General features: G+C 72.0%; 13 protein-coding genes. 4 read left to right on the top strand and 9 right to left on the bottom strand.

The window, feature by feature from the left end:
* Nucleotides 1-2 precede the first annotated feature (2 nt).
* A complete protein-coding gene (gene carB / locus WME73_RS13445; RefSeq protein ID WP_437915970.1) occupies nucleotides 3-3275 on the top strand; it encodes a carbamoyl-phosphate synthase (glutamine-hydrolyzing) large subunit in 3273 nt (1090 codons plus the stop codon).
* 221 nt (nucleotides 3276-3496) lie between these two features.
* On the opposite strand, the gene WME73_RS13440 is transcribed toward carB, so the two are convergent.
* From WME73_RS13440 to treY, 9 genes are all read right to left on the bottom strand, one after another.
* A complete protein-coding gene (locus tag WME73_RS13440) occupies nucleotides 3497-4705 on the bottom strand; it encodes a collagen-like protein (RefSeq protein ID WP_437915968.1) in 1209 nt (402 codons plus the stop codon).
* Complete coding sequence (locus WME73_RS13435; protein ID WP_437299446.1) at nucleotides 4702-4878, bottom strand: hypothetical protein; 177 nt, start codon at nucleotides 4876-4878, stop codon at nucleotides 4702-4704. The genes WME73_RS13440 and WME73_RS13435 overlap by 4 nt, the downstream gene beginning before the upstream one ends.
* 737 nt (nucleotides 4879-5615) lie before the next feature.
* Nucleotides 5616-6230: an HMA2 domain-containing protein gene (locus WME73_RS13430; RefSeq protein WP_437745865.1), complete on the bottom strand. Its 615-nt coding sequence runs from the start codon at nucleotides 6228-6230 to the stop codon at nucleotides 5616-5618.
* Nucleotides 6227-6511, bottom strand: a complete 285-nt coding sequence (locus WME73_RS13425) for a hypothetical protein (RefSeq protein ID WP_437745864.1) — start codon at nucleotides 6509-6511, stop codon at nucleotides 6227-6229. Before WME73_RS13425 ends, WME73_RS13430 begins: the two co-directional genes overlap by 4 nt.
* Complete coding sequence (locus WME73_RS13420) at nucleotides 6508-9963, bottom strand: HAD-IC family P-type ATPase (RefSeq protein WP_437915967.1); 3456 nt, start codon at nucleotides 9961-9963, stop codon at nucleotides 6508-6510. The genes WME73_RS13425 and WME73_RS13420 overlap by 4 nt, the downstream gene beginning before the upstream one ends.
* Nucleotides 9964-10100: 137 nt before the next feature.
* Nucleotides 10101-12497 carry a PAS domain S-box protein gene (locus WME73_RS13415; RefSeq protein ID WP_437915966.1) on the bottom strand — a complete coding sequence of 799 codons (2397 nt, stop codon included), beginning with the start codon at nucleotides 12495-12497 and terminating at the stop codon, nucleotides 10101-10103.
* A 238-nt stretch (nucleotides 12498-12735) separates the two neighbouring features.
* Nucleotides 12736-13545, bottom strand: a complete 810-nt coding sequence (tsaA, locus tag WME73_RS13410) for a tRNA (N6-threonylcarbamoyladenosine(37)-N6)-methyltransferase TrmO (protein ID WP_437745861.1) — start codon at nucleotides 13543-13545, stop codon at nucleotides 12736-12738.
* Nucleotides 13539-15383 carry a malto-oligosyltrehalose trehalohydrolase gene (gene treZ / locus WME73_RS13405; RefSeq protein WP_437915965.1) on the bottom strand — a complete coding sequence of 615 codons (1845 nt, stop codon included), beginning with the start codon at nucleotides 15381-15383 and terminating at the stop codon, nucleotides 13539-13541. Before treZ ends, tsaA begins: the two co-directional genes overlap by 7 nt.
* Before the next feature lies 1 nt (nucleotide 15384).
* Nucleotides 15385-18588, bottom strand: a complete 3204-nt coding sequence (treY, locus tag WME73_RS13400; RefSeq protein WP_437915964.1) for a malto-oligosyltrehalose synthase — start codon at nucleotides 18586-18588, stop codon at nucleotides 15385-15387.
* 707 nt (nucleotides 18589-19295) lie between these two features.
* Here treY and WME73_RS13395 point away from each other — a divergent pair.
* From WME73_RS13395 to sbnB, 3 genes are all read left to right on the top strand, one after another.
* Nucleotides 19296-20270 carry a Gfo/Idh/MocA family protein gene (locus WME73_RS13395; RefSeq protein ID WP_437745858.1) on the top strand — a complete coding sequence of 325 codons (975 nt, stop codon included), beginning with the start codon at nucleotides 19296-19298 and terminating at the stop codon, nucleotides 20268-20270.
* A 180-nt stretch (nucleotides 20271-20450) separates the two neighbouring features.
* Entirely contained in the window at nucleotides 20451-21407 is a 957-nt protein-coding gene (gene sbnA / locus WME73_RS13390) for a 2,3-diaminopropionate biosynthesis protein SbnA (protein ID WP_437915962.1), read from the top strand.
* A 185-nt stretch (nucleotides 21408-21592) separates the two neighbouring features.
* Nucleotides 21593-22600, top strand: a complete 1008-nt coding sequence (gene sbnB, locus WME73_RS13385) for a 2,3-diaminopropionate biosynthesis protein SbnB (protein WP_437915961.1) — start codon at nucleotides 21593-21595, stop codon at nucleotides 22598-22600.
* Nucleotides 22601-22616: the final 16 nt, after the last annotated feature.

Here is a 22616-nt window from a genome sequence, read left to right as displayed (position 1 = left end):
CCATGTACGGCGCGTATCTCCCCAAGAAACCCCGGCGCGTCCTCGTGCTCGGCTCCGGCGCGCTCCAGATCGGTCAGGCCGGCGAGTTCGACTACTCAGGGTCGCAGGCGATCAAGGCCCTCAAGGAGGAGGGGATCGCCACCGTCCTCGTGAACCCCAACATCGCCACCATCCAGACGAGCGAGGGGCTCGCAGACCGCATCCACCTCTGCGCGGTCACCCCGGAGTTCGTCGAGCGGATCATCGTCAAGGAGGAGGTCGACGCGATCGCCCTCTCCTTCGGCGGGCAGACGGCGCTCAACTGCGGGCTCGAGCTCCACGACTCGGGCATCCTCGACAAGTACGGCGTGCGGGTGCTCGGCACGCCGATCAAGGCGATCCGCGACACCGAGGACCGGCGGCTCTTCATCGAGCGCCTCGACGAGATCGGCGTGAAGACCGCCCGCAGCCGCGCCTGCCGCTCGGCGGCCGAGGCCATGGCGGCGGCGCGCGAGATCGGGTTCCCCGTGATGCTCCGCGGCGGCTACGCGCTCGGCGGCAAGGGCAGCGGCATCGTCGAGAGCGAGCGCGACCTCGAGGACGCCGTGCGCCGCGGCTTCGCCGGCGGCGTGCCCCAGGTGCTCGTCGAGGAGTGCCTCCGCGGCTGGAAGGAGATCGAGTACGAGGTCGTCCGAGACGGGCGCGACAACTGCATCACCGTCTGCAACATGGAGAACCTCGACCCGATGGGGATCCATACCGGGGAGTCGATCGTCGTCGCCCCGTCGCAGACGCTGAACGACGAGGAGTACCAGCTCCTCCGCTCGGTCGCGCTGAAGACGATCCGCCACCTCGGCATCGTGGGCGAGTGCAACATCCAGTACGCGCTCGACCCGCACAGCGCCGATTACCGGGTCATCGAGGTGAATGCGCGCCTCTCCCGGTCGAGCGCCCTCGCCAGCAAGGCGACGGGCTACCCGCTCGCCTACGTCGCCGCGAAGATCGCCGTCGGCTACACCATGCCGGAGATCGCCAACGCGATCACCCGCAGGACGACCGCGTTCTTCGAGCCGGCGCTCGACTACCTCGTCTGCAAGGTCCCGCGCTGGGACCTCGGCAAGTTCCGCGGCGCCTCGATGCGGATCGGCAGCGAGATGAAGAGCGTCGGCGAGGTCATGGCCATCGGCAGGACGTTCCCCGAGGTCATCCAGAAGGCGCTCCGCATGCTCGACATCGGGGTGAAGGGGCTCGACCCCGACGCGTTCACCTTCAAGGACCTCCGCGACGAGCTGCAGAACGCGACGCCGCTCCGGATCTTCGCCGTGGCCCGCGCGCTCCAGGAGGGGATGTCGGTCGACGAGATCCACAACCTCACCAAGATCGACCGGTGGTTCTTGAACCAGATCGAGCCGATCGTCCGGATGCACCGGGACCTGAAGACGCTCAAGGTCGCCGTCCCCGCGCAGGCCGACAAGGCCGCGGCCGCGCAGGAGCCGGCGCTCGAGGAGGCAACCCTCCGGGAGGCGAAGCAGCTCGGCTTCAGCGACCGGATGATCGGCACGCTGACCGGCGCGCCGCGGGGCTCGATCCGGGAGGCCAGGAAGCGGCACGGCATCGTGCCGCACCTCGCGCAGATCGACACGCTCGCGGCCGAGTTCCCCGCCGAGACGAACTACCTTTATTCGAGCTATCACGCGTCGGCCACGGACGTCGCGCCGTCCTGGCGGAAGAAGATCATGGTGCTCGGCTCCGGCGCCTACCGCATCGGATCGAGCGTCGAGTTCGACTGGTGCTGCGTCAACGCGATCCGCGCGGCCTCGGAGCTCGGCTACGAGACCATGATGCTGAACTACAACCCGGAGACGGTCAGCACCGATTACGACACGTGCGACAAGCTGGTCTTCGACGAGATCAGCTTCGAGACGGTGCTCGACATCTACGAGCGGGAGCAGCCCTACGGCATCGTGGTCAGCATGGGCGGGCAGGTCCCGAACAACCTGGCGCTCCGGCTGCACGAGGCGGGGGCGCGCATCCTCGGCACGAGCCCGGGGAGCATCGACACCGCCGAGGACCGGAAGAAGTTCAGCGATCTGCTCGACCGGCTGGGGATCGACCAGCCGCGCTGGGCGCACGTCGTCGACGCGGGCCAGGCGGGCGAGATCGTGAACAAGCTCGGCGGCTTCCCCGTCCTCGTGCGGCCGAGCTACGTGCTGAGCGGCGCGGCCATGAGCGTGGCGCACGAGCCCAACGAGCTCGATCGCATCCTCGCCCGGGCCAAGGCCGTCTCCCCCACCTACCCCGTTGTCGTGTCCAAGTTCGAGACCCACGCCCGCGAGGTGGAGATCGACGCGGTCGCCGATCGCGGGGAGATCATCCTCTGGGCGATCAGCGAGCACATCGAGAACGCCGGCGTCCACAGCGGCGACGCGACACTCGTCCTGCCCCCGCAGTCGCTCTACATCGCGACGATCCGCAGGATCAAGCAGATCGCCCAGCAGGTGGCGCGGTCGCTCTCGATCACCGGGCCGTTCAACATGCAGTTCTTGGCCAAGCACAACACGGTCAAGGTGATCGAGTGCAACCTGCGCGCGTCGCGGAGCTTCCCCTTCGTGTCGAAGGTCACGGGGAACAACTTCGTCCGGGAGGCGATGCGCAGGATGCTCGGCGTGTCGCAGCCGGTCGAGAACCGCGGGCTCGACCTCGATTACGTCGGGGTGAAGGCGCCGATGTTCTCGTTCTCGCGCCTCGTGGGGGCCGATCCGATGCTCGGCGTCGAGATGGCGAGCACCGGCGAGGTCGGCTGCTTCGGCGACGACATGCACGAGGCGCTCCTGCACTCGCTGCTCGCGACCGGCTTCAGGTTCCCCAAGAAGGGTGTGCTGCTGTCGCTCGGGCCGCTCGAGGACAAGTACTGGTTCGCCGACGAGGCCCGCGTCATCGCCGAGCACCTGAAGCTCCCCATCTTCGCGACGCCGGGCACGGCCGAGGCGCTCCGGGCGCTCGGGCTCGCGTGCACGAGCCTCGCGAAGCAGCCCGACGAGGGGGAGACGGCGATGAGCGCCATCGAGCAGGGGAAGGTGGATCTCGTGATCAACATCCCCCGCGAGTACGACCAGCTCGGCCGTCCGGACGGCTATCTGATCCGGCGGCGCGCGGTCGACGCGAACATCCCGCTCATCACGGACCTCCAGCTCGCGCGGGCGGTCATCGGGGCGATGCGCGCGAAGAGGATCGAGGATCTGCGGACCCTGTCCTACGACGAGTACCTCGCGCGGAGCCCGGTGGCGCTCAGGTGATCTGAGACGCCGACGCGGCGAGGAGAGGCTCCGGGTGGCTCGGGAGGTCGTGCCGAGCCGCCCGGCCCCGCGACGGACACCCCCGCACGGGGCCGGCTGCCCTCCCGAGAGCAGAACCAACACCGGCCCTCTCCGCGCCCCGCGACGGATGCCCCCGCACGGGGCCTGCCGACTTCATGGGAGCGGAGGCGGGCTCACGAACCCGGACGGCGGGCTCGCCCTCAGTCGTTCGTGACGATGAACCAGCCGTTCACCATGCCGTTGCCGGTCGACGTGGTCGATCCCTGGATCGCGCTGGTCCCCTCATTGCGGACGCACATGCCGACATTCCATTCGCCCTCTGGCAGCACCGTCGTGGCAGAGACCGAGTAGGTCGTGCGGGTCGGCGTGAAGTAGTGGCTCGCGAAGGTGCCGCCGAAGAAGTTGACGAGCTCGCTGGTGCCGCGCCGCTGGTAACAGAGGCCGAGCGGGGCGACGAACGCAGCGCGGGACGGCTGCAGCCCGAGCGGCGCAGAGGCCGATCCGGTCACGCGCTGGCTGCCGGTGATGGTCACCGTCCCCGGGGGGCCGACGAAGACATACGCGGCGCTGCCACCATCAAAAAGCGGAGCAACGTTGCCCGCAATCGCGATCGTCGCGACCACACCCGTCGGCCCCTGAGGCCCTGTTGCGCCCTCGGGCCCCATCGGGCCCTCGGGTCCCATCGGGCCCTCGGGTCCCATTGGCCCCTCGGGCCCCATCGGCCCCTGGGGCCCCATTGGCCCCTCGGGCCCCATCGGTCCCCTCTCGCCGGGCAGGCCAGCCGGCCCCGCCGGTCCCTCGGGCCCTGTCGCGCCCACGGGCCCCGTCGGCCCCTCAGGCCCCTTCGGCCCCTGGGGCCCTGTCGGTCCCTCCGGCCCCGTCGGTCCCTGGGGCCCCGTCGGACCCGTCGGTCCCATCGGCCCCGCGATTCCGCTCGAGTTGCCCACCCAGTTGCCGCTCTCGTCGATGACGACCCTGCCGCCGATCTTCACCAGCTTCGGCGTGATCTCACCAACAGCGTTGTTCGCGACCATCGCATACGGGACGCTCCCGATCGAAGCGCGAGGCTCCATCTCCTGATCGTCCCCGACCGTGATTCCGATGTAGCGAACCGAGCCGTCAAAGACCTTCGCGGATTGCTCCTCGGTGAAGTCGAGCACGGTGGAGAAAAAGCCTTCGTCGAACGAGAGCGCGATCACCTCGCTCCAGAGCGGCTCGTCGTCGTCCTCGGCGGCGTAGATGGCGAACGTCACCGAGAGGACGTCATTGACCGGCTCGCCGTTGGCCGTGAAGAGCCGCCCCTGATGCGAGATCTGCATCGGCACGGCGGCGGCCGCGCCGCGCACGAGGCCGACGGAGGCGGCGAGAAGAACACCCATCGCGAGGACACGCCGTCCCATCCCGTTCATGGCACGCTCCCGTTCGCCCCGACCAGACCGCCCTGCACGCGGTAACTCGGTGAGGTCGTCTTTCCCTGATTCTGCGTCGGCTGACCGAGCGTGAAGACCATGCGATAGCTCGGGCTCCTCACGACCTTCCCCGCGCTGACCATCTCGCCCGCGGCGATGCCCCGATCCCCCACCTCGGGACGCCCACCTGCGCCACCCCCGCCCGCCGAAGCCACAGGATCGCCTGCACCAGCCCCGCCGGCCCCCCCGAGACCCTCACCCCCCGACCCGGCCCCAGCCACGGACACGTCGGGACTGCCGCAGCTACAGCCCGGAGACACGGCGAGCGATGCAACAGTCAGGCCTAGCCACACCGGGAATTGCAGTCGCGCCATCAACGTGTTCCCCTCTGCTTCCGGGGCTTACGATCCGGACCAGGAAGGTACGCGCCCGGCCACCAAGGTTCAATCTATTCCCGAGCCATTGTGATACATCGCCGCTTTACGTCGGGGTCGACAGGCGGCGCCACGGGCTCGAAAGCGCGCCGAGACGCTCACGCAGCGATCGCAAGGCGATGCCCGAGGCGAGGTGAACGCCGAGAATCCTGGCCCCGCCGGCGGAATGCCCTCATCCCACGCTCTCCTGCCCTCCGCGCGAGCGCGCGGTAGCAGCTCCGCCGAGCGCTGCCCCCGCGCGCCGCGCCGATGGGCCCGCCTTCAGCCGCGCCCGGAGCGCCCCGACCGGCGGTGCGTCCGCGGAGCGGAAATGCCTCTCTGCAGCGTTTTCCGCCCACCTCTGCCACGTGCAGAGCGGCGGTCACCCGCACAGGAGACGGGCCCAGATCGGCGTTTTCGGCGCGCAAGCGCACTCCGGTGCGCTGAGCACCGAAAACGCCGAGGTGGGCCCGTATCCGAAGCGGGTGACCGTCGCTCTAGAGATCGTCGCAGACCGGGCCCGCCTCGCCAGGCCCCTCGCCCGCGACGCCCGGCTGGCCCTGCGCCCCGCCGCCGCTGTTCAGCTCCTCCGAGATCGCCCCGGGGTTGAACGTCATGAACCACCGGAGCGACCACCAGAGCAGGTTGAACCAGGCCGGCACAGGCAGCCTGCGCGTCGCCCCGACCTCGGCGAGCCCCGCCGCCGCGAAGACGACCGGCAAGATGGTGCCAAGATCCGCGCGGTAATCCATCGCCTCGCGCACATCGGCGTTGATCCCGGCAAAGGCGTGCGCGACCGCGCGGGCGACGCGCGTCGGACCAGGATGCCCCTCGGGCCGCGGCGCGCCGAGCGGGTGGCCGTCGTCCTCGCGCGCCCCGTCGACCAGCCCGGCGAGCCGGGCGCGGAGCCGCTCCGGATCGAGCCCGCCCTCGGAGCGCTCGACGATCACCGAGCCCGTCATCGGACGGATCGAGACGACCTCGCAGGCGGGATCGGCCGCGAGCTGCTCCGCGATCCGCTCGCACACCCGACGATGGCCGGCCAGCGCCGGCGCGCGCAGGCGGACGCGCCGCTCCAGGGCGTGGACGACGAGGACCGCCGGCGACGTCATGACGACGGCTCGCCGTGGAGCTCCGAGGCGCCGTTGCTCTTGCGCGCAGCCCGCTCGCCGCGCGCCCCGCCCGCCGCCTTCTGGCGCACCCGCTCGGCGACCTCGGCGAAGAGATCCTCGACGTGCTCCCGCTGGCGCTCGAGCAAGCCGAGGCCCAGCCTGCCCAGGTGGAGCCCGAGCGCCGCGATCTCGACGACCACCGGCCGGAGGTGCTGCTTCTTGCCCATCAGGAGGACGGCCGTGCCGACCCCCAGGGCGAACGACGGTGGATGGAACTTCATGATGCCATGTCTCCCTTGCGCAGCCCGGCGACGCGCGCGGCGCGCACGCCTTGCTTGCGTCTCGCGGCCGCCCCCGCATCCTCGCCTGCGCCCTGGTCCGTTTCCGCTTCCGCTCTCGCGTCTGCTGCTTCCGCTTCTGCTGACGCGTCCGATTCCGCTCCTGACGCCGAGCCCGACTCCGATTCCGATTCCAATTCCGATTCCGATTCCAATTCCAATTCCCCTTCCGCGCGCTTGCCGTTGACGATCACGATCTCGCGGCCAGCGCTCGCGGAGCGCCCCAGAGGACCGCGGAGCAGCGCGGGCAGCGCGCCCACGGCCACGGCGAGCGCGAGCTCCCCGGCGCGGAGGCGCTGCGCCCCCAGCAGGCGGCCCAGGGACCTGGAGCCGAGCGCGAGCGCCTGGAGCGCGGACGTGGCGGCGAGCGCGCGGGCCACGTGCGGGCTGTCCCGGCGGAGCGCGTCCGCCGCGGCGCCCTCCCCGGCGCCGGCGCGGCAGGCCAGGATGTGGAGCAGCTGCGCGGTCACCAGCGCCGTGAACGCCCTCGTCCCCGCGGTGGCCCGGCCGCCGAGCGCGTACGCCGAGAGCGACGCGCCAGACATCGCGGCCGCGTCCACGCCCAGCGCGCGGAGATCGGCCGCGCCGAGCAGCCGCGCCGCAGGGTCGCGCGGGGGGCGCCGCATGACGCCGGCCTCGGCCGGCTCGAGCGCGAGCGCGAGCGCCGGCGCCACGTCGGTGAGCAGGTTGATCCAGAGCAGCTGCAGCGGCGTGAGCGGCGAGGCGCCGCAGAGGGCGCCCACCAGCATCGTGAGGACCTCGCTCGCGTTCGTCGCGACGAAGTAGGCGATCGCCCGGCGGACGTTGTCGTGCAGCCGCCGCCCCTCGCGGACCGCCTCGGTGAGGCTCGGCAGATCGTCCTCGGCGAGGACCACGTCGGCCACGGCCCGCGCGATGTCCGTGCCGCGCTTGCCCATGGCCACGCCGACGTCGGCCGCCTTGAGCGCGGGTCCGTCGTTCACGCCGTCGCCCGTCATCGCCACGATCGCGCCGCCCTGCTGGAGCGCCCGCACGATGTCGAGCTTGGCCTCCGGGGTGACCCGGCTGTGCACGGCGTCCGGCGGGATGCCGAGCTCGACGCCGATCGCGCGCGCGGTCCGCTCCTGGTCGCCCGTGAGCATCAGGGTGCGGATGCCGGCGCCGGAGAGGGCCTCGAGCGCCTCCCGCACGCCGGGGCGCGGCGGGTCGCGGAGGCCGACGAGGCCGGCGAACTCGAGCGGAGCGTCGTTGTCCGGCCGGCCGTTCTGCCGCCACGCGAGCGCGAGCACGCGCAGCCCCCGCGAGGCCATCGCGTCGTTGTGCCGGAGCACCTCGCCGCGCTCGTCGCCGGCCCCCTCGCGCCGAGGCGGCGCGTCGCAGCGCGCGACGACCTGCTCGGGGGCGCCCTTCACGAGCTCGATGTGCCCGAGCTCCGGGTGGTCGTGGACCGTCACCATGAACGCGCGCTCGGCCGAGCGCCGCGCCTCGCTCACGCGCGGCGCCGCGAGGCGCCGCGCCGACACGGGGTAGCCGGCGGCGAGCGCGAACTCCACGAGGGCGCGCTCGGTGCCGCTGCCCTGGACGACCTTGCCCGCCTCGCTCAGCTCGACGTCGGCGTTGAGGGCGGCGATGCGCGCGAGCGCGTGCACGCGCGGGGCGGCGGCGTCGACCTCGCGCCCGTCCTCGCCGATCAGCGCGATCCCGCGCCCGGGCCCCGCTCCGCCGCCGCGGCGGGCGGCGCGCTCCACCCGCAGCGCGCCCTCGCCGGGGAGGAAGATCTCGGCCACCTGCATCCGGTTCTCGGTGAGCGTGCCGGTCTTGTCGGCGCAGACGACGCTCACCGCGCCGAGCGTCTCGGCCGCGGCGAGGCGGCGGATCACGATGCCGGAGCCGCGCAGGCGGCGGCTCGCGAGCGCGAGCGCCGTGGTGCCCACGGTGGGGAACCCCTCGGGGATGGCGGCGACGCCGAGCGCGACGGCGCTCCGCAAGAGCGCGCGGAGCGGCCTCCGGCGCGCGAGGCCGACGACCATCACCGCCGACGAGCTCGCGAGCGCGAAGGTCGCGAGGCGCCGGCCGATCCAGGCGAGCTCCTGCTCGAGCGGCGGGGTGCGCTCGGACTCGCGGGAGAGCGCGCGCTGGATGTCCCCGAGCGCGGTCCACCGGCCTGTCGCGACGACCACCGCCGCCCCCTCGCCCGAGGCGATGGTGGTGCCCGCGTACACCATGCCGCGGCGCTCGGCGAGCGGCGCGCCGCCGTCGACCCTCGCGGCGCACTTCTCGGCGGGCTCGCTCTCGCCGGTCAGCGTGCTCTCGTCGGCGGCGAGAGCGCGCGAGGTCAGGACGCGCGCGTCCGCCGCGACCGGCTCGCCCGCGCGCAGCGCGAGCACGTCGCCCGGCACGATCTCCGACGCGGCGAGCCGCTGCTCGCGCCCGTCGCGCACGACGCGCGCCCACCCGACGCGGAGGTCGCCCCACGCGTGCAGGAGCTCCTCGGCGCGCGACTCCGTGTACGTGCCGATCGCGGCGTTCGCGCCGACGACGAGGAGGACGGCGCCGGCGTCGATCATGTCGCCGAGCGCGAGCGACACGCCCGCCGCGCCGAGGAGCATCGCCGTGGGCACCGTGAAGACCTGCCCGGCGAGGATCTCGATCGACGAGCGGGTCGCGACGCCGGCGAGCTCGTTCGGGCCGAGCTCGCGGAGGCGGCGGCGCGCCTCGGCGGCGGGGAGCCCCTCGCGCGGATCGACGCCGAGCGCGCGGGCGACCTCGCCCGCGTCCTCCGCGTAGGCGCAGAGCGCCACGTCGACGCGGCGGGCGCGCTCGCCTCCGCCCTGCCCGGCCGGCGCGCCCTCACCCTGCCCGGCCGGCGCGCCCTCACCCTGCCCGGCCGGCGCGCCTCCACCCTGCCCGGCCGGCGCGCCTCCACCCTGCCCGGCCGGCGCGACCTGGCTCCCCCAGGCCCGCGCATGCCACGCGCGGCGCTCGTCCTCGCCCGCCGCGCCCTCGCGGGGGCGCGCGCAGCGGCGCGCCGCGCGCACGAGCGCGCCCACGCCCTCGGCCATGGCCCGCACGGCGCGGCGCGCGGACGGCGGCGGCGGGGCGCCTGGCACGGCGTGGGCGCCGAGCACGAGCGCGGCCTCGTCGGCCGCGTCCTCCCCCACGCGCACGAGCACCCGCCCGGTGCGCGCGCTCGCCCGCGCGGACACGACGCCGGGGATCGCCGCGAGGTCGCGCTCGATGCGCGCAGCGCGCGCAGCGTCTCCGAAGAGGCCGGCCACCTCCGCGCGCACCCGCGCGATCCCGGCAGGCCCGTGCAGATCGCGCGCAGGCGTGCGATCTGCGCGAGCGCGCCGCCGCGCGCCGCCGCCCCTGCGCCCGCCACGAAGATCGATCCAGCCCGTGCCCCGACGCTCCATGATCCTCCGCGCTGAGGCGGAGGCCTTTTCAAAGGTCGAGCCAGCGCCTGTGTGCGAGCGAGCCACATCGAGCCGCCGGGCCGGCGCGGCGGCGCGCCAGCGCCCTCGTCGCCGTCACGCCCGCGCCCTCGTTGCCGTCAGGCCCGCGTCGCCACGGAGGCCAGTAGGCTCTGCAGCGAGCCCGGATCGATCGGCTTGACAAAGTGCATATCGAAGCCGGCCTCGCGGACCCGGCGCTGGTCCCGCTCCTGGCCATACCCCGTCAGCGCGATCATCAGCGACGGGGCGACGTCCGCGCTCTCCTCCAAGGCTTTCAAGGTCCGCGCCACGCCGCAGCCGTCCATCCCGCCGGGGAGGCCGATGTCGCACAGGATGACCTCCGGTCGGAACGAGCGGGCCGCTTCGACGCCCGCGGCCCCCGACAGGGCCACCTCGACCTGATGGCCGTTCATCGCGAGGAGCGCCTGCAGCATCTCGGCGGCGTCCTCGTTGTCCTCGATGATCAGGACGCGCAGCGACCTCACGGCGCCCGCTGACCTCGAGTCGGGGCCCGGCGGCGGCCCGGCGCGCTCCGGGGACGCCTCGGGCCCGCGCGCGAGCGGCAGGCGGAGGACGATCTCCGTCCCGTGGCCGACGCCCGCGCTCTCGGCCGACGCCGTGCCGCCGTGGAGCTCGACAAGACCCTTTACGAGCGCCAGCCCCAGCCCGAGCCCACCCCGGTTGCGGTCCAGGCTGCGCTCGGCCTGGCTGAACGACTCGAACATGCACGCCAGCGTCGCCGGCTCCACGCCGATGCCGGTATCGCGGACGCGGATCACGGCGGAGCCGTCCGGCGTCGCCGACAGCGCGACCGTCACCCGACCGCCGGCGTCGGTGAACTTGTTGGCGTTGTGGAGCACGTTGCTGACCGCCTGCGACAGGCGCGTGGGATCGCCGGAGACCCAGAGCGGCTCGGTCGGCAGATCCAGCCGGAGCTCCAGGCCGCTCGCCTCCAGCGTGCTGCGGTAGTCCTCCGCGGTCTGCCGGAGCAGCCGGGGCAGGTCGCAGCGCTCCTTTCTCAGCTGGATCCTCCCGCGCGCCACGCGGGACACGTCGAGGAGGTCGTCCACCAGCCGGGCCATGTGCGCGACCTGCCGCTCGATCACGCCGCACGCCCGCAGGAGCGACGGCTCCTCGATCCCGGTGCTCCGCAGGATCTCCACCGCATTGCGGATGGGCCCGAGCGGATTGCGCAGCTCGTGCGCCAGCATCGCCAGGAAAGCATCTTTGCGCTGGTCCGCTTCCCTCAGCGTCGCCTCCCAGGCGTCGCCGGCCCGCTTCCGCTCGGTGATGTCGTAGGCGATGGTGACCAGGAGCCGCCGGCCCGCCGCGTCCCTCCCCAGCCGAGCGGAGCTGAAGACCCACGTGCGCTCGGCGCCGCTCGCCGTGGCGAGGGTGAGCTCGTTCTCGCCTGAGGCCTCATCCATATCGAACAGGGACGCCACACGGGCGTGGATGGCAGCGCTCCTCGCCCCGAACGCCCTGTCGAGCCACGCCGTGACCGTGGGGATCTGCTCGCGGGTATAGCCGCTGATGTCCGTCCACGCGCTGTTGACGCAGACGACGTGCCCGTCCTCGGCGTAGATCATGATGGGGAACGAGGTCGCCATGATGGCGCGGCGCAGCCCCTCCTCGCGCTCCCGCAGCTGGAGCTCGGCCTCCTTGCGCTCGGTGATGTCGATGATCGAGCCGACATAGCCGAGGAACTCGCCGCCCGGGCCGAGCCGCGGAGCGGCCGAGTCGATGCACCAGCGGTACACGCCGTCGCGGCGGCGCACGCGGAAGTCGACCCTGTAGTCCTCGCGCCGCTCGTTGGCCCGCAGGAACGCCTCCATGGCCCCCGAGCGGTCCTCGGGGTGCACCGCCTCGATCCAGCCAAAGCCCAGGGCGGCCGCCTCGGTCTGGCCCGAGAAGTCCAGCCAGCCCCGGCTCGCGTAGGTGCAGCCGCCGTCGGCGCCGGTGACCCAGATCATGACGGGCGCATGATCGGCCATGTTGCGGAAGCGCGCCTCGCTGTCGCGCAGGGCCTCCTCGGTGCGCCGCTGGGCGGTGCTCTCGCGCCCGGTCTCCAGGACGAGTCGCCGGCGCTCCGCCCCTTCCACGAGCCGCAGGCGGCTCTCGACGAGGATCTCCCGGCCGTCGCGGGTCGTGCGCCGGATCTCGCCGTCCCAGAGGCCGTCGCGCAGGAGCGCCGCCTCGATCTGCGCGAGCGGCGCCGGCAGGGCGGTGCGCAGGAGATCGTGGCTCGACCGCCCGAGGGCGTCGCGCGCCGGGAAGCCGTAGAGCTGCTCGGCCCCGGCGCCGAAGTACACGATGGCGCTCGCGCCGCCGAGCTCCCACGCGAGGGCCGCCTCGCCGAGCCGATCCAGGAGGGCCGCCTTCAGCTGCAGCTCCCCCGCGGCCTGCCCCCTGCCGCCGCGGCCGTCTTCGGGCGGGGCCGCGTACGGGACGGGCGAGGGGGCGCAGAGGAGGGGGCGCACCGCCTGGTCAGCCAACCCGCAGCAATGCTCCGACCGCACCGTCAGCAGGCATCTCCGTCGAGCGCACCGGCTCGAAACCCAGGCCAGATGTCCCCGATGAACACACTCAGCATTTGTCCGCCTCGAGCGCATGCTGCAAGCGGCGCGAGCGTGAATCGTCACGCGAGATCCGAGGAATACCAGGCGATCTGCGCGTACCTGGCGAGCGCGAGCAGGCGGCGCGCTGGTCGATCGCCGGCCGCTAGCCGCGCCGCTAGCCGCGGCCGAACCGCTCCACGAACCGCCGGTGCGCCTCGAGATCGGGGCCCTCGCCGCCGACGAGCTCCTTCTCGCGGTAGCCCGTCGCCACCGACAGCACGTCGATCCGCCGCCCCTCGGCCCTGAACCGCACCCGCCACGACGTCACGGCGAGGCGCATCGCGTCCCCGTCGGCGCGGATCCGGCGATAGGGGTGCGGCTGCGGGCCGAGCGCGAGCACGCGGTCCACGCGCTCCCGCAGCGCGAAGCCGTGCGCCTCCTCGATCCACGCGGCCTGCTCGGCGGCGCGCGCGCCCCACGCGACCTCGAAGCCGGGCTCGGGGTCGACCGGCGCCCCCCCGCCCGGCTCCTCCGCGAGCGGCGTGAGCCAGCCGGTGCGCGCGTGCGGGTGGGCGTCCGCGTACGGCACGTAGGGCTTGAGATCGAGCACCGGCGTGCCGTCGATCATGTCCACGCCGCCGACGCGCAGGGTGAGCCCGTCCACCGCGAGGAGCCTCACCGCGCTGAGGCCGATGGGGTTCGGGCGGTGCGGCGAGCGCGTCGACAGCACGCCGCGCCGCTTGCCGGCGCTCCGCGGGGGCAGCACCTTCGGGCGCCATCCCTCGTTGAGGTGGAACCAGAAGACCACCCAGAGGTAGTCCCACCCCTCGATGTCCGAGAGCGCGTGCTCCAGCCCGAGGCCCGGCACGAGCTCGATGGTCCCCTCCGCGCTGCCCGCCGCGTGGGGCTGCCGCGGCGCGCTCACCTTGTCGGAGAACGGCGTGCGCACCACGCCGATGGGCGTGAACGTGACGGGCTTCAGCATCGCGCCCCGGAGGCGTCGGGCACCTCGACGATCAGGACCGCCGGCCCCTCGAGCTCCACCCAGCAGCGCTCGATCGGGGGCCGCCGCGCGGCGCCGCCGAACCGCGGCTCCTCGCTGAACGCGAGCGCCCGCGCCTCGGGGCGGCCGAGGTCCAGCGAGAGCGCGCCCCGGAGCGCGCAGAGCGCGATCACGGCGGCCCCGCCGCCGCGGCGCTCGATGCAGATCGCGTCCGGCGTCAGCGCGTCGGCCGAGAAGGCGCCGCGCGCGCGGCTGCGCAGCGCGGGGTGCGAGGCGCGGAGGCGGAGGAGCTCGCGGTACCACGCGAGCACGCCGGCGTGCTCGGGCCGCTGCCGCTCGGCGTGGTCGAGCTTCGAGCGCTGGAACGTCCGCGGATCCTGCGGATCAGGCACCTCCGCGCCCGCGAACGCCGCGAAGTACTGGAACTCGCGCCGGCGGCCCTCGGTCACGAGCCGGCCGAGCTCGGCCTCGTGATCGGTGAAGTACTGGAACGGCGTCCGCGCGTTCCACTCCTGGCCCATGAACAGGAGCGGCGTGTACGGCGTGAGCAGGAGCAGCGCCGACATCGTCCGGAAGGCCGCCGGGCTCACCTTGTCCCCGAGCCGATCGCCGACGGCGCGGTTGCCGATCTGATCGTGGTTCTGGATGCAGTGGACGAAGCGCGGCGGCGGCACCGGATCCGCGGGCGTGCCCCGCGGCTTGCCCGTGTGCTTCGAGATCTGCCCCTCGTAGAGCCACCCCTTGCGGATCGTCGCCGCGATGTCCTCCGCGGTGCCCGTGTGATCCTCGAAGTAGCCGTCGCGATCCCCGGCGAACAGGACGCGCAGCTCGTGGTGGAAGTCGTCGGACCACACCGCGTCGAGGCCGTACCCGCCCTGCTCGACGGGCGTCACGAGGCGCGCGTCGTTGTGGCTGTCCTCGGCGATCACGACGACGCGCCGCCCCTCGCCGGCCGCCCGCGCGCGCTCGCCGATCTCCCGGAGGATGTGGGGATCGGAGTCGTCGACGATCGCGTGGGTCGCGTCGAGGCGGAGGCCGTCGATGTGGAAGTCGCGGATCCACATCTCGACGTTCTCGAGGACGAGCGCGCGGACCTGCTCGGCGCCCGCGCCGTCGTAGTTCACCGCGTCGCCCCAGGGCGTCTCGTGCCGATCGGTGAAGTAGCGCCCCGCGTAGGCGCGGAGGTAGTTCCCGTCGGGGCCGAAGTGGTTGTAGACGCAGTCGAGGACGACGCCGATCCCCGCGGCGTGGGCCGCGTCGACCAGGCGGCGCAGGCCCGCCGGGCCGCCGTAGGCCGCGAGCGGCGCGAAGAGGTCGACCCCGTCGTACCCCCACCCGCGCTCGCCCGGGAAGCTCGCGACCGGCATGAGCTCGATCGCCGTGATGCCGAGCTCCCGGAGCTCGGCGAGCCGCCCGATGAGCGCGTCGAACGTGCCCTCCGGGGTCGCCGCGCCGACGTGGACCTCGTAGAGGACGAGATCCTCGAGCGCGACGCCCCGCCACCCCGCGTCGGTCCACGCGAACGAGGGATCGTCGACCGCCGACGGGCCGTGGACCCCGAGCGGCTGCGCGCGGGAGTACGGGTCCGGGAACGGCCCCTCGCCGTCGATCCGCACCTTGTAGAGCGCGCCGGCCCCGAGGCCCGGCGCCGTCGCCTCGAAATAGCCGCCGCCGGTCGGGGCCGCAGGCAGCGCGCCCGTGACCTCCTGGCCGTCGGCCCCGTAGGTGACGATCTCGATCCGATCGTGGTCGGGCGCCCAGACGCGGAAGCGGACCGCGCCGCCCTCGAGCCACGCGCCCATCGTGCGCATCGCCTTCATGTCACTGGCCTCGCTGCGCCGCCCGCAGGAGCAGGGCGACGGGGAAATCGGAGAGCACGCGGTCGAGCGGGAGCGACGCGCCGTCGCCCGGCTCGGCCGCGTCGCGCGGCGGAGCGGCGGACGGCGACGCCTCGAGCTCGGCGCCGGTGAAGAGATCCGTGTAGAGGCCGGGCTCCACGTCGACCGAGGTGCCGGCCCACGCCGCGCCGATCGGCGGGGAGCAGGCGCCGCCGAGCAGCCGCGCGCTGAACCGGGGCGCGACGACGACGATCGAGCGCCCGTCCGGCGCGCGGCGCGCGAAGGAGACGACGTGGGCCTCGCGCTCGCCGATCACGGCGCGCGGCGCGTAGTCCCCGTCGGCCCCGAAGAGCGCCGGGTGGCGCCGGCGCAGATCGAGCGCGACGTGCGTGACGAACAGCTTGACGCGGCCGTCGCGCGCCTGCGCGCAGAGCTCGCGCGCGAGCGCGCGGCCCCCGCCGCTCGACCGAAAGCGCGCGCGGATCTCCGCGAGCGCCCGCTCGCGCACGGCGTAGTCGACCGGGCGGCGGTTGTCCGGGTCGACGAGGCTGAAGTCCCACACCTCGTTGCCCTGGTAGATGTCGGGCACGCCCGGCGAGGTGAGCTTCAGGAGCGTCTGCGAGAGCGAGCCCCACATGCCGTGGTACGCGACCACGCGCGCGAGCGGCAGGAGCGCGCCCACGACCTCTGCGGACGAGAGCGCCTTGCGGACGAACGCCTCGACGGCGGCGTCGTACTCGGGCTGCGCGTCGATCCAGGACGTGTTGACCTTCGCCTCCTTCGTGGCCTTGCGCATGTAGTCCACGAGGCGGTCGGCGTACGCCGAGAGCGCGTCGCCCTCGGGCGCGCGCGGGTCGTCGGCAGCGCCGAGCAGCGGCTCGATCGGCAGGCTGCCGAGGAGGGTCTGGTAGAAGAGGTACTCCTCGTTGCTGTCCGGCGCGAGGCGGCCCTCGATCTCGGCCTTGAGCGGCGCGGCGGCGGCGGCGGCGCGGTGGAGCGCCTCCTCCCAGGCCGACGGCAGCTCCGAGAGCACGCTGATGCGCGCCCGCACGTCCTCGCTCCGCTTCGTGTCGTGCGTCGACGTCGCGAGCATCGAGTACGGCCACGCCCTGTGCCGCTGCACGTTGCCGCGGTGGAACGCGAGGACGCTCGATCCGTAGCGCTCGGGCTCGCCCCCGACCTCGTTCAGCGACACGAGCCGGTTGTAGATGTAGAACGACGTGTCCTCGAGCCCCTTGGCCATCACCGGCCCGGTGAGCTGCTGGAACTTCATCACGAAGTCGCAGAAGAGGTGCCGGTCCTCGTCAGGGAAGAGATCCGTGCCGTCGAGCATGAGGACCGAGCGCACGAACGTGAAGATGGAGCCCTCCATCGTCGGGTTCTGCCGGCGCGCGAGGGCGACGGCGCGGCCGATGGCGACGCGGTCGTGATCGGAGATCGCCGGCGTCCGATCGTTGATGTAGGTGCGGTACACCGGGAAGCACGCGATGACCTCGCGCAGCGCCTCGTTGAGCGAGCCCAGGGTGAAGTCGCGGAAGCGGCGGTCGCGCTCGGTGAGCCGGTTCAGGGCGTGGGTGAGCACGTTGAGCTCGCTCGCCAGGGCCGTCCGGAGGATCACCTTCTTCTTCTCGTAGACGAGCGCCTCGAACGCCAAGTGGTCGCCGATGAACCGCTCGTAGATCGCGGTCATCTGCCCCTCGCTCGAGGCGTCGACGAAGAGGTCGCCCACCGACCCGGTGAAGTCGTAGCCGCTCGTCCCGTGGACGGGCCAGGCCTCGGGCAGCGTCTCGCCGCGCGCGAGGATCTTCTCGACGACGACGTAGAGCGGCCGCGTGTTCAGCGAGCCGCGCGCGGCGCGCTCCGAGCCGCGCGCGGCGCGCTCCGAGAGGGCCGCGCGGATGGCCGGCTCCAGCCGGGCGAAGCGGGCTTCGGGGCGGCGGCGCGGGTCGAGGAAGCTCCTCTGCTCGGGCTCGTCCGAGGCCTCGGCGAGGAAGCGGCGCCGGCAGCGCTCGATCAGGTAGCCCTGCTGCAGCTCGTCGAAGTAGCCGATCGGGTCCCAGAGGCCGTCGGGGTGGTCGATGCGCAGCCCCGTGACCTGACCCCGCTCGCAGAGCTCGAAGACGAGGCGGTGCGCCTCGGCGAACACCGGCCGGTGCTCCATCCGGATCGCGGCGAGGTCGTTGATGTCGAAGAACCGGCGGTAGTTGATCTCCTCGGCGGCGGTGCGCCAGAAGCTGAGGCGGTAGGCCTGCTCCTCGAGCAGCGCCTCGATCGGGTCGAAGCTCCGCGGATCGCCCACCTTGCCGTTGATGCGCAGGACGCCCTCGGCCACCGCCGCCGCGATGTCGGGCGAGTCCGCGACGAGCGACGCGAGCCGCCGCCTGAGGATCTCCTTCTCCCGACGCCGCTCGATCACCTTGGCCCGCTGCGTCTCGGTCCGCGGCGGCATGTTGCGGAGCCCGGTCAGGATGCTCTGCAGCTCGAGGAGCGCGTCGTGCTCCTCGCCGAGCGCGGCGACGAGCCCGGACACGAGCGGCCCGATGATCATGCTGTACGTCCGCGGGTTCACCGGGAAGACGTGATCGAAGTACCGCAGGACGAACGCGCCGTTGTCGAACTCGATCTTGAGCTCGCCGCGCTCGAGCACGCGCCCGAAGTGGTCGCCGAGCACGGGGAGCAGCACCTTGTGCCTGAGCTCCGTCTTGAGCGGCGCCCAGTCGATGTCGAAGAACGGCGCGTAGAGCGAGCTCGGGCCGTTCTGGAGGACGTCGTTCCACCAGGCGTTGTCGGAGGTGCCGATGCCCATGTGGTTGGGCACGAAGTCGAGCAGGAGGCCCATGCCGCGCGACGCGAGCTCGCCGGTGAGCCGGTCGAGGTCGGCGCGCTCGCCGATCTCGGGGTTGAGCGCGTTGTGGTCGACGAGGTCGTAGCCGTGCATGCTCTCTGGCCGCGCCTTGAAGAACGGCGACGAGTAGAGATCGCTGACGCCGAGGGCGTCGAGGTAGGCGACGACGCGCCGCGCCTGCTCGAAGGTAAAGTCCTTGTTGAGCTGCACGCGGTAGGTGGCGCGCGGCAGCCGCGGCGCCACGCCCTCGCACGCCGCGCCGGCGAGCCGCGCTGCCATCACCTGCAGGCCAGCGCCGTCCGCATGGCCGCCCGTCTGCTGTTCGTCCGACGTTCCGGTCATCCCTCGGTTGCCTCCGGCGGCAGAATCTACTGCGAACGAAGCGATGAGCATCCGCGGATCTGCGCAGCTCGCGCGGCTCCTGTCGTTTCGGCGTGCGGCACGAAGGAATGGCCTGATGCGCCTACGGGGAACGCAGCAGCGATGAGGCTGGCGCGATGGATCACGCCGGGGTCAGGCGCAGCTGCGGAGGAGGGGTGACGGGCTCAGCCGTTATCGAAGGCACACCGGGCTCAGCCGTCGTCGGAGCGGCGCGCCGCGAAGAGCCTGCAAAGCGCCGTTCAGGTTGCCCTGCTGCGAGTTTCGCACGTTCGACTCGAGAGAAGCTTTGCTGCGAAGCGCGCGCTCGCACATCAAAGGCATCTGCGAACAGGCGCGCCGACACGAGCAGAGAACGTAAATTTCAATGTACGCAGGAGGGAGGTCCCCGCCGCGCGCTCGTCTGCGTGGTTCCTGACCTCTGGAGCGTTCGACTTCCTGTTGCATTCCCGATCATCGCCGGTGCCAGCCAGGCATTCTGGCAGCGCGTCGTTCCACCCGAACCGGACGATGCGGATGCGCGGCGCACCCCGCATGACGTTCACATGACATTCATCGTGCGGCATGACGGGAGGCCAGGATCGAAGACGCGTGGGTCACGCTTGCTTTGTGAGGTTGCTCCGTAGTATACCCCACCGGCGTCCGTCGAAATTCAGGATGGACGGCTGAGTATGCGCAAGATCGGCGTTGGAATCATCGGCTTCGGCACGATCGGCGAGCGGATCGCTCGCCTCCTCGCGCAGCGCCCTGATTTCCAGGTCGTCGCTGCGTGGGACCCATCCGCCGAGGCGACTCAGCGCATCGAGGCGTTCGACCGGGCTTGCCGGCGGAGGACCGCCGAGGAGGTGGTCGCTGCTCCGGTTGAACTTATCTACATCGCCTCGCCGCCGGCGACCCACCTCGAGCACCTGCGCCTCGCCGCAGGGGCGGGCAAGGCCATCCTGTGCGAGAAGCCGCTCGCGGTCGACGTCGAAGCTGCGGCGGCGACCGTGGATCGGCTCGAGCGGGCCGGCGTGCGCGCCGCCGTCAACTTCGGCTTCGCCGTCTCGCCGCCGGTGCAGGCGCTCGGGGACGCGCTGCGCGCCGGGCGCATCGGCGAGGTGCGGCAGGCGCGCATCGACGCCTCGTTCCGCGCGTGGCCTCGACCGTGGCAGCCCGCCGGCGGCTGGCTCGTCGGCCGGCAGGAGGGCGGTTTTGTCCGCGAGGTGCTGTCGCATTTCGTGTTCCTGGCGCAGCGCCTGCTCGGGACGCTGCGCGTCGAGCGCTCGCGCGTCGATTTCCCGGCGGACGGCATCGGGTCGGAGACAGCGATTCAGGCCCGGCTGACCGCGGGGGCCATTCCCCTCGAGGTGAGCGCCTGCGTGGGCGGAGAAGAGGACGACTTCAACGCCTTCACCCTGATCGGCGAGCGTGGGGCGGGTCGCACCCACCACTGGTATAGCGCCGAGATCCAGGACGGCGCGAGCTGGGTCGATCTCTGCCCCGCGACGCCGGAGCAGGCCCTCGCGCGCAACCGGACAGCGCTGCTCGACCATCTCGCGGCGATGATGCAGGGCGGCTCGCACACCCTCGCCAGCTTGCGTGAAGCGCTCTCGGTCCAGAGCTGTATCGAGCGCCTCCTCGCTGGTGGGGCGACGGGCCTGTAATTCGAAGCCGTCCCTCGTCGTCGGTCGCGATCAGTTTTCATCGGTCACCGTCAGTCTCCGTCAGTCTCCGTCAATCACCGTCAAATACAGTCATTCGCCGCCCGTTCAGCCAGCGGAACGGAGCTCGCTCAGGTCGCCCCGTGGAATGGACTTCACGTTAGCTCACGAGAGTGGTCTCCCATGGCTGAAAAACTCTTGACGAAGGTCACCTCGCTCCTGGGGACCCTTCGAGAAACGACCGTGCTCCCCCTCGAGTGCGATGGGGTCAAGCTCTTCGCCAAGCTCGAGGGGCACAACGCGGTAGGGAGCTTGAAGGATCGTCCCGCGCTCTGGATCCTCCACCAGGCGATCAAGCGGGGTGAGATCCACGACAAGACCGTCCTCATCGAGTCCTCCTCGGGGAACTTCGCCGTCGCGCTCGCGTTCTACGCGCGCCAGCTCGGCCTCGAGTTCATCCCGGTGATCGATCCGAACACCACGGAGGCCTACGAGTCCCTCTTGCGAAGGCTCTGCCCGAACGTCGTCAAGGTGACCGAGCCGGACGACATGGGCGGCTTCTTGAAGGCGCGGCTCCAGAAGCTCCGGGAGCTGCGGGAGAGCATCCCCGATTCGTACTGGACCAACCAGTACGGCAACATGGACGCTGTCGGGGCCCACTACCGCTTCACGGGCGAGGAGATCTGCCGGGCCTTCTCCGAGCTTCACTACGTCTTCGTGGGCGTGAGCACAGGAGCGACGATCGCCGGCATTTCCCGGCGGGTGAAGGAGGCGTTCCCGAACGCACGCATCATCGCCGTCGACGCGCAGGGCTCGGTCATCTTCGGGGGCGCTCCAGGGCCGCGCCACATCGCCGGCATCGGCGCCAGCGTCCGATCCAAGCTGGTCGACGAGGCGAAGATCGACGACGTCGTCCTCGTCTCGGAGGTCGAGACCGTGCGCGCCTGCCGCGAGCTCCTCACGCGGCATGGACTGCTCGTCGGGGGCTCGTCCGGCTCGTGCTACGCCGCGGTGAAGAAGCTCCTCCCGAGGATGCGCTCCACGAGCCCCCCATCGGTGCTGTTCGTCTGCGCTGACCGCGGCATCTCGTACGCGGACACCATCTTCAATGACGCCTGGGCGTCCAGGCTCGGCGCCTAGGGAACGCATCCCGGAGGACCTGGTCCAAGGGGATCTCCTGGCGCGCCTCGTGACGAGCGAGGCAGAGCGGAGCCCGGGCGGCCGACCACCAGCTTTCAACCCATGTCTCTGACCGGCGATCGCGCTGCCTCGGAGGAGCGACGCCAGGCTCGGGGCCAGCGTGAGACAACGGAGATCGCATCAGAATGGATTTCTCGATCATTACGGGCAAGGTGATCCACGAGATCATCCATGCCGACATCCCCGCCTGCGTGGAGCGCGTCAAGAGCGCCTACCTGATGCACGAGGACGGGCAGACAGTGAACCCGGACAGCTATTTCCTGCGGTTCCCGGAGCAGCCGAAGAATCGCATCATCGCGCTGCCCGCGTTCCTCGGGGGAGACGTCGGCGTCTCGGGCATCAAGTGGATCGCGAGCTACCCCGACAACATTCGCCGGGGGATCCCGCGGGCCTCGGCCGCGCTCCTCCTGAACAGCTACGAGACGGGCTACCCCTTCGCCTGCCTCGAGAGCTCGATCATCTCCGCCGCCCGCACGGCCGGCTCGGCGGCGCTGGCGGCCGAGTGGATGAACGGCGGCAAGCGCGCGGTGAGCAGGCTGAGCATCATCGGCAACGGGCTCATCGCGAGGTACATCTATACCTTCCTCCTCGCGCTCGGCTGGGAGATCGGGTCGGTGCTGCTGCACGATCTGGACAAGGCGGAGTCGCAGCGGTTCGCGACCCAGGTGTGCAAGCCGGGTCGCCACGGCGCGATCGACTGCGTTTCAAGCGCCGAGGCCGCGATCACGGGCAGCGATCTCATCGTCCTCGCCACGGTCGCGGGCGAGCCCTACATCCTGGATCCGGCGCTGTTCGCGCACAACCCGCTGGTGCTCAACATCTCTCTCCGGGATCTCGCGCCGGAGATCCTGCTCGGGTCCTACAACATCGTGGATGACGTCGAGCACGTGATGAAGGCGAACACGTCGCCGCACCTCGCGGAGAGGCTGAGCGGCGGCCGGAGCTTCGTGACCGGGACCCTCGCCCAGCTCATGCGCGGCGAGCGCCGGAGCGGCCGCGACAAGCCGGCGATCTTCTCGCCCTTCGGGCTCGGGGTGCTCGACCTCGCGGTCGGCCGATGGGTCTACGACGTCGCGAGCGCGCGAGGCCAGCGCGTCGTGGTCGACGATTTTTTCTTCGAGATGGCGCGCTGAGGCAAGTGAACCGTGC

The sequence above is a fragment of the Sorangium sp. So ce302 genome (assembly GCF_051530145.1).
GTDB lineage: Bacteria > Myxococcota_A > Polyangia > Polyangiales > Polyangiaceae > Sorangium > Sorangium cellulosum_B.
The sequence above is the reverse complement of the archived record's forward strand: the minus strand, read 5'-3'. Positions and strand labels throughout refer to the sequence as shown.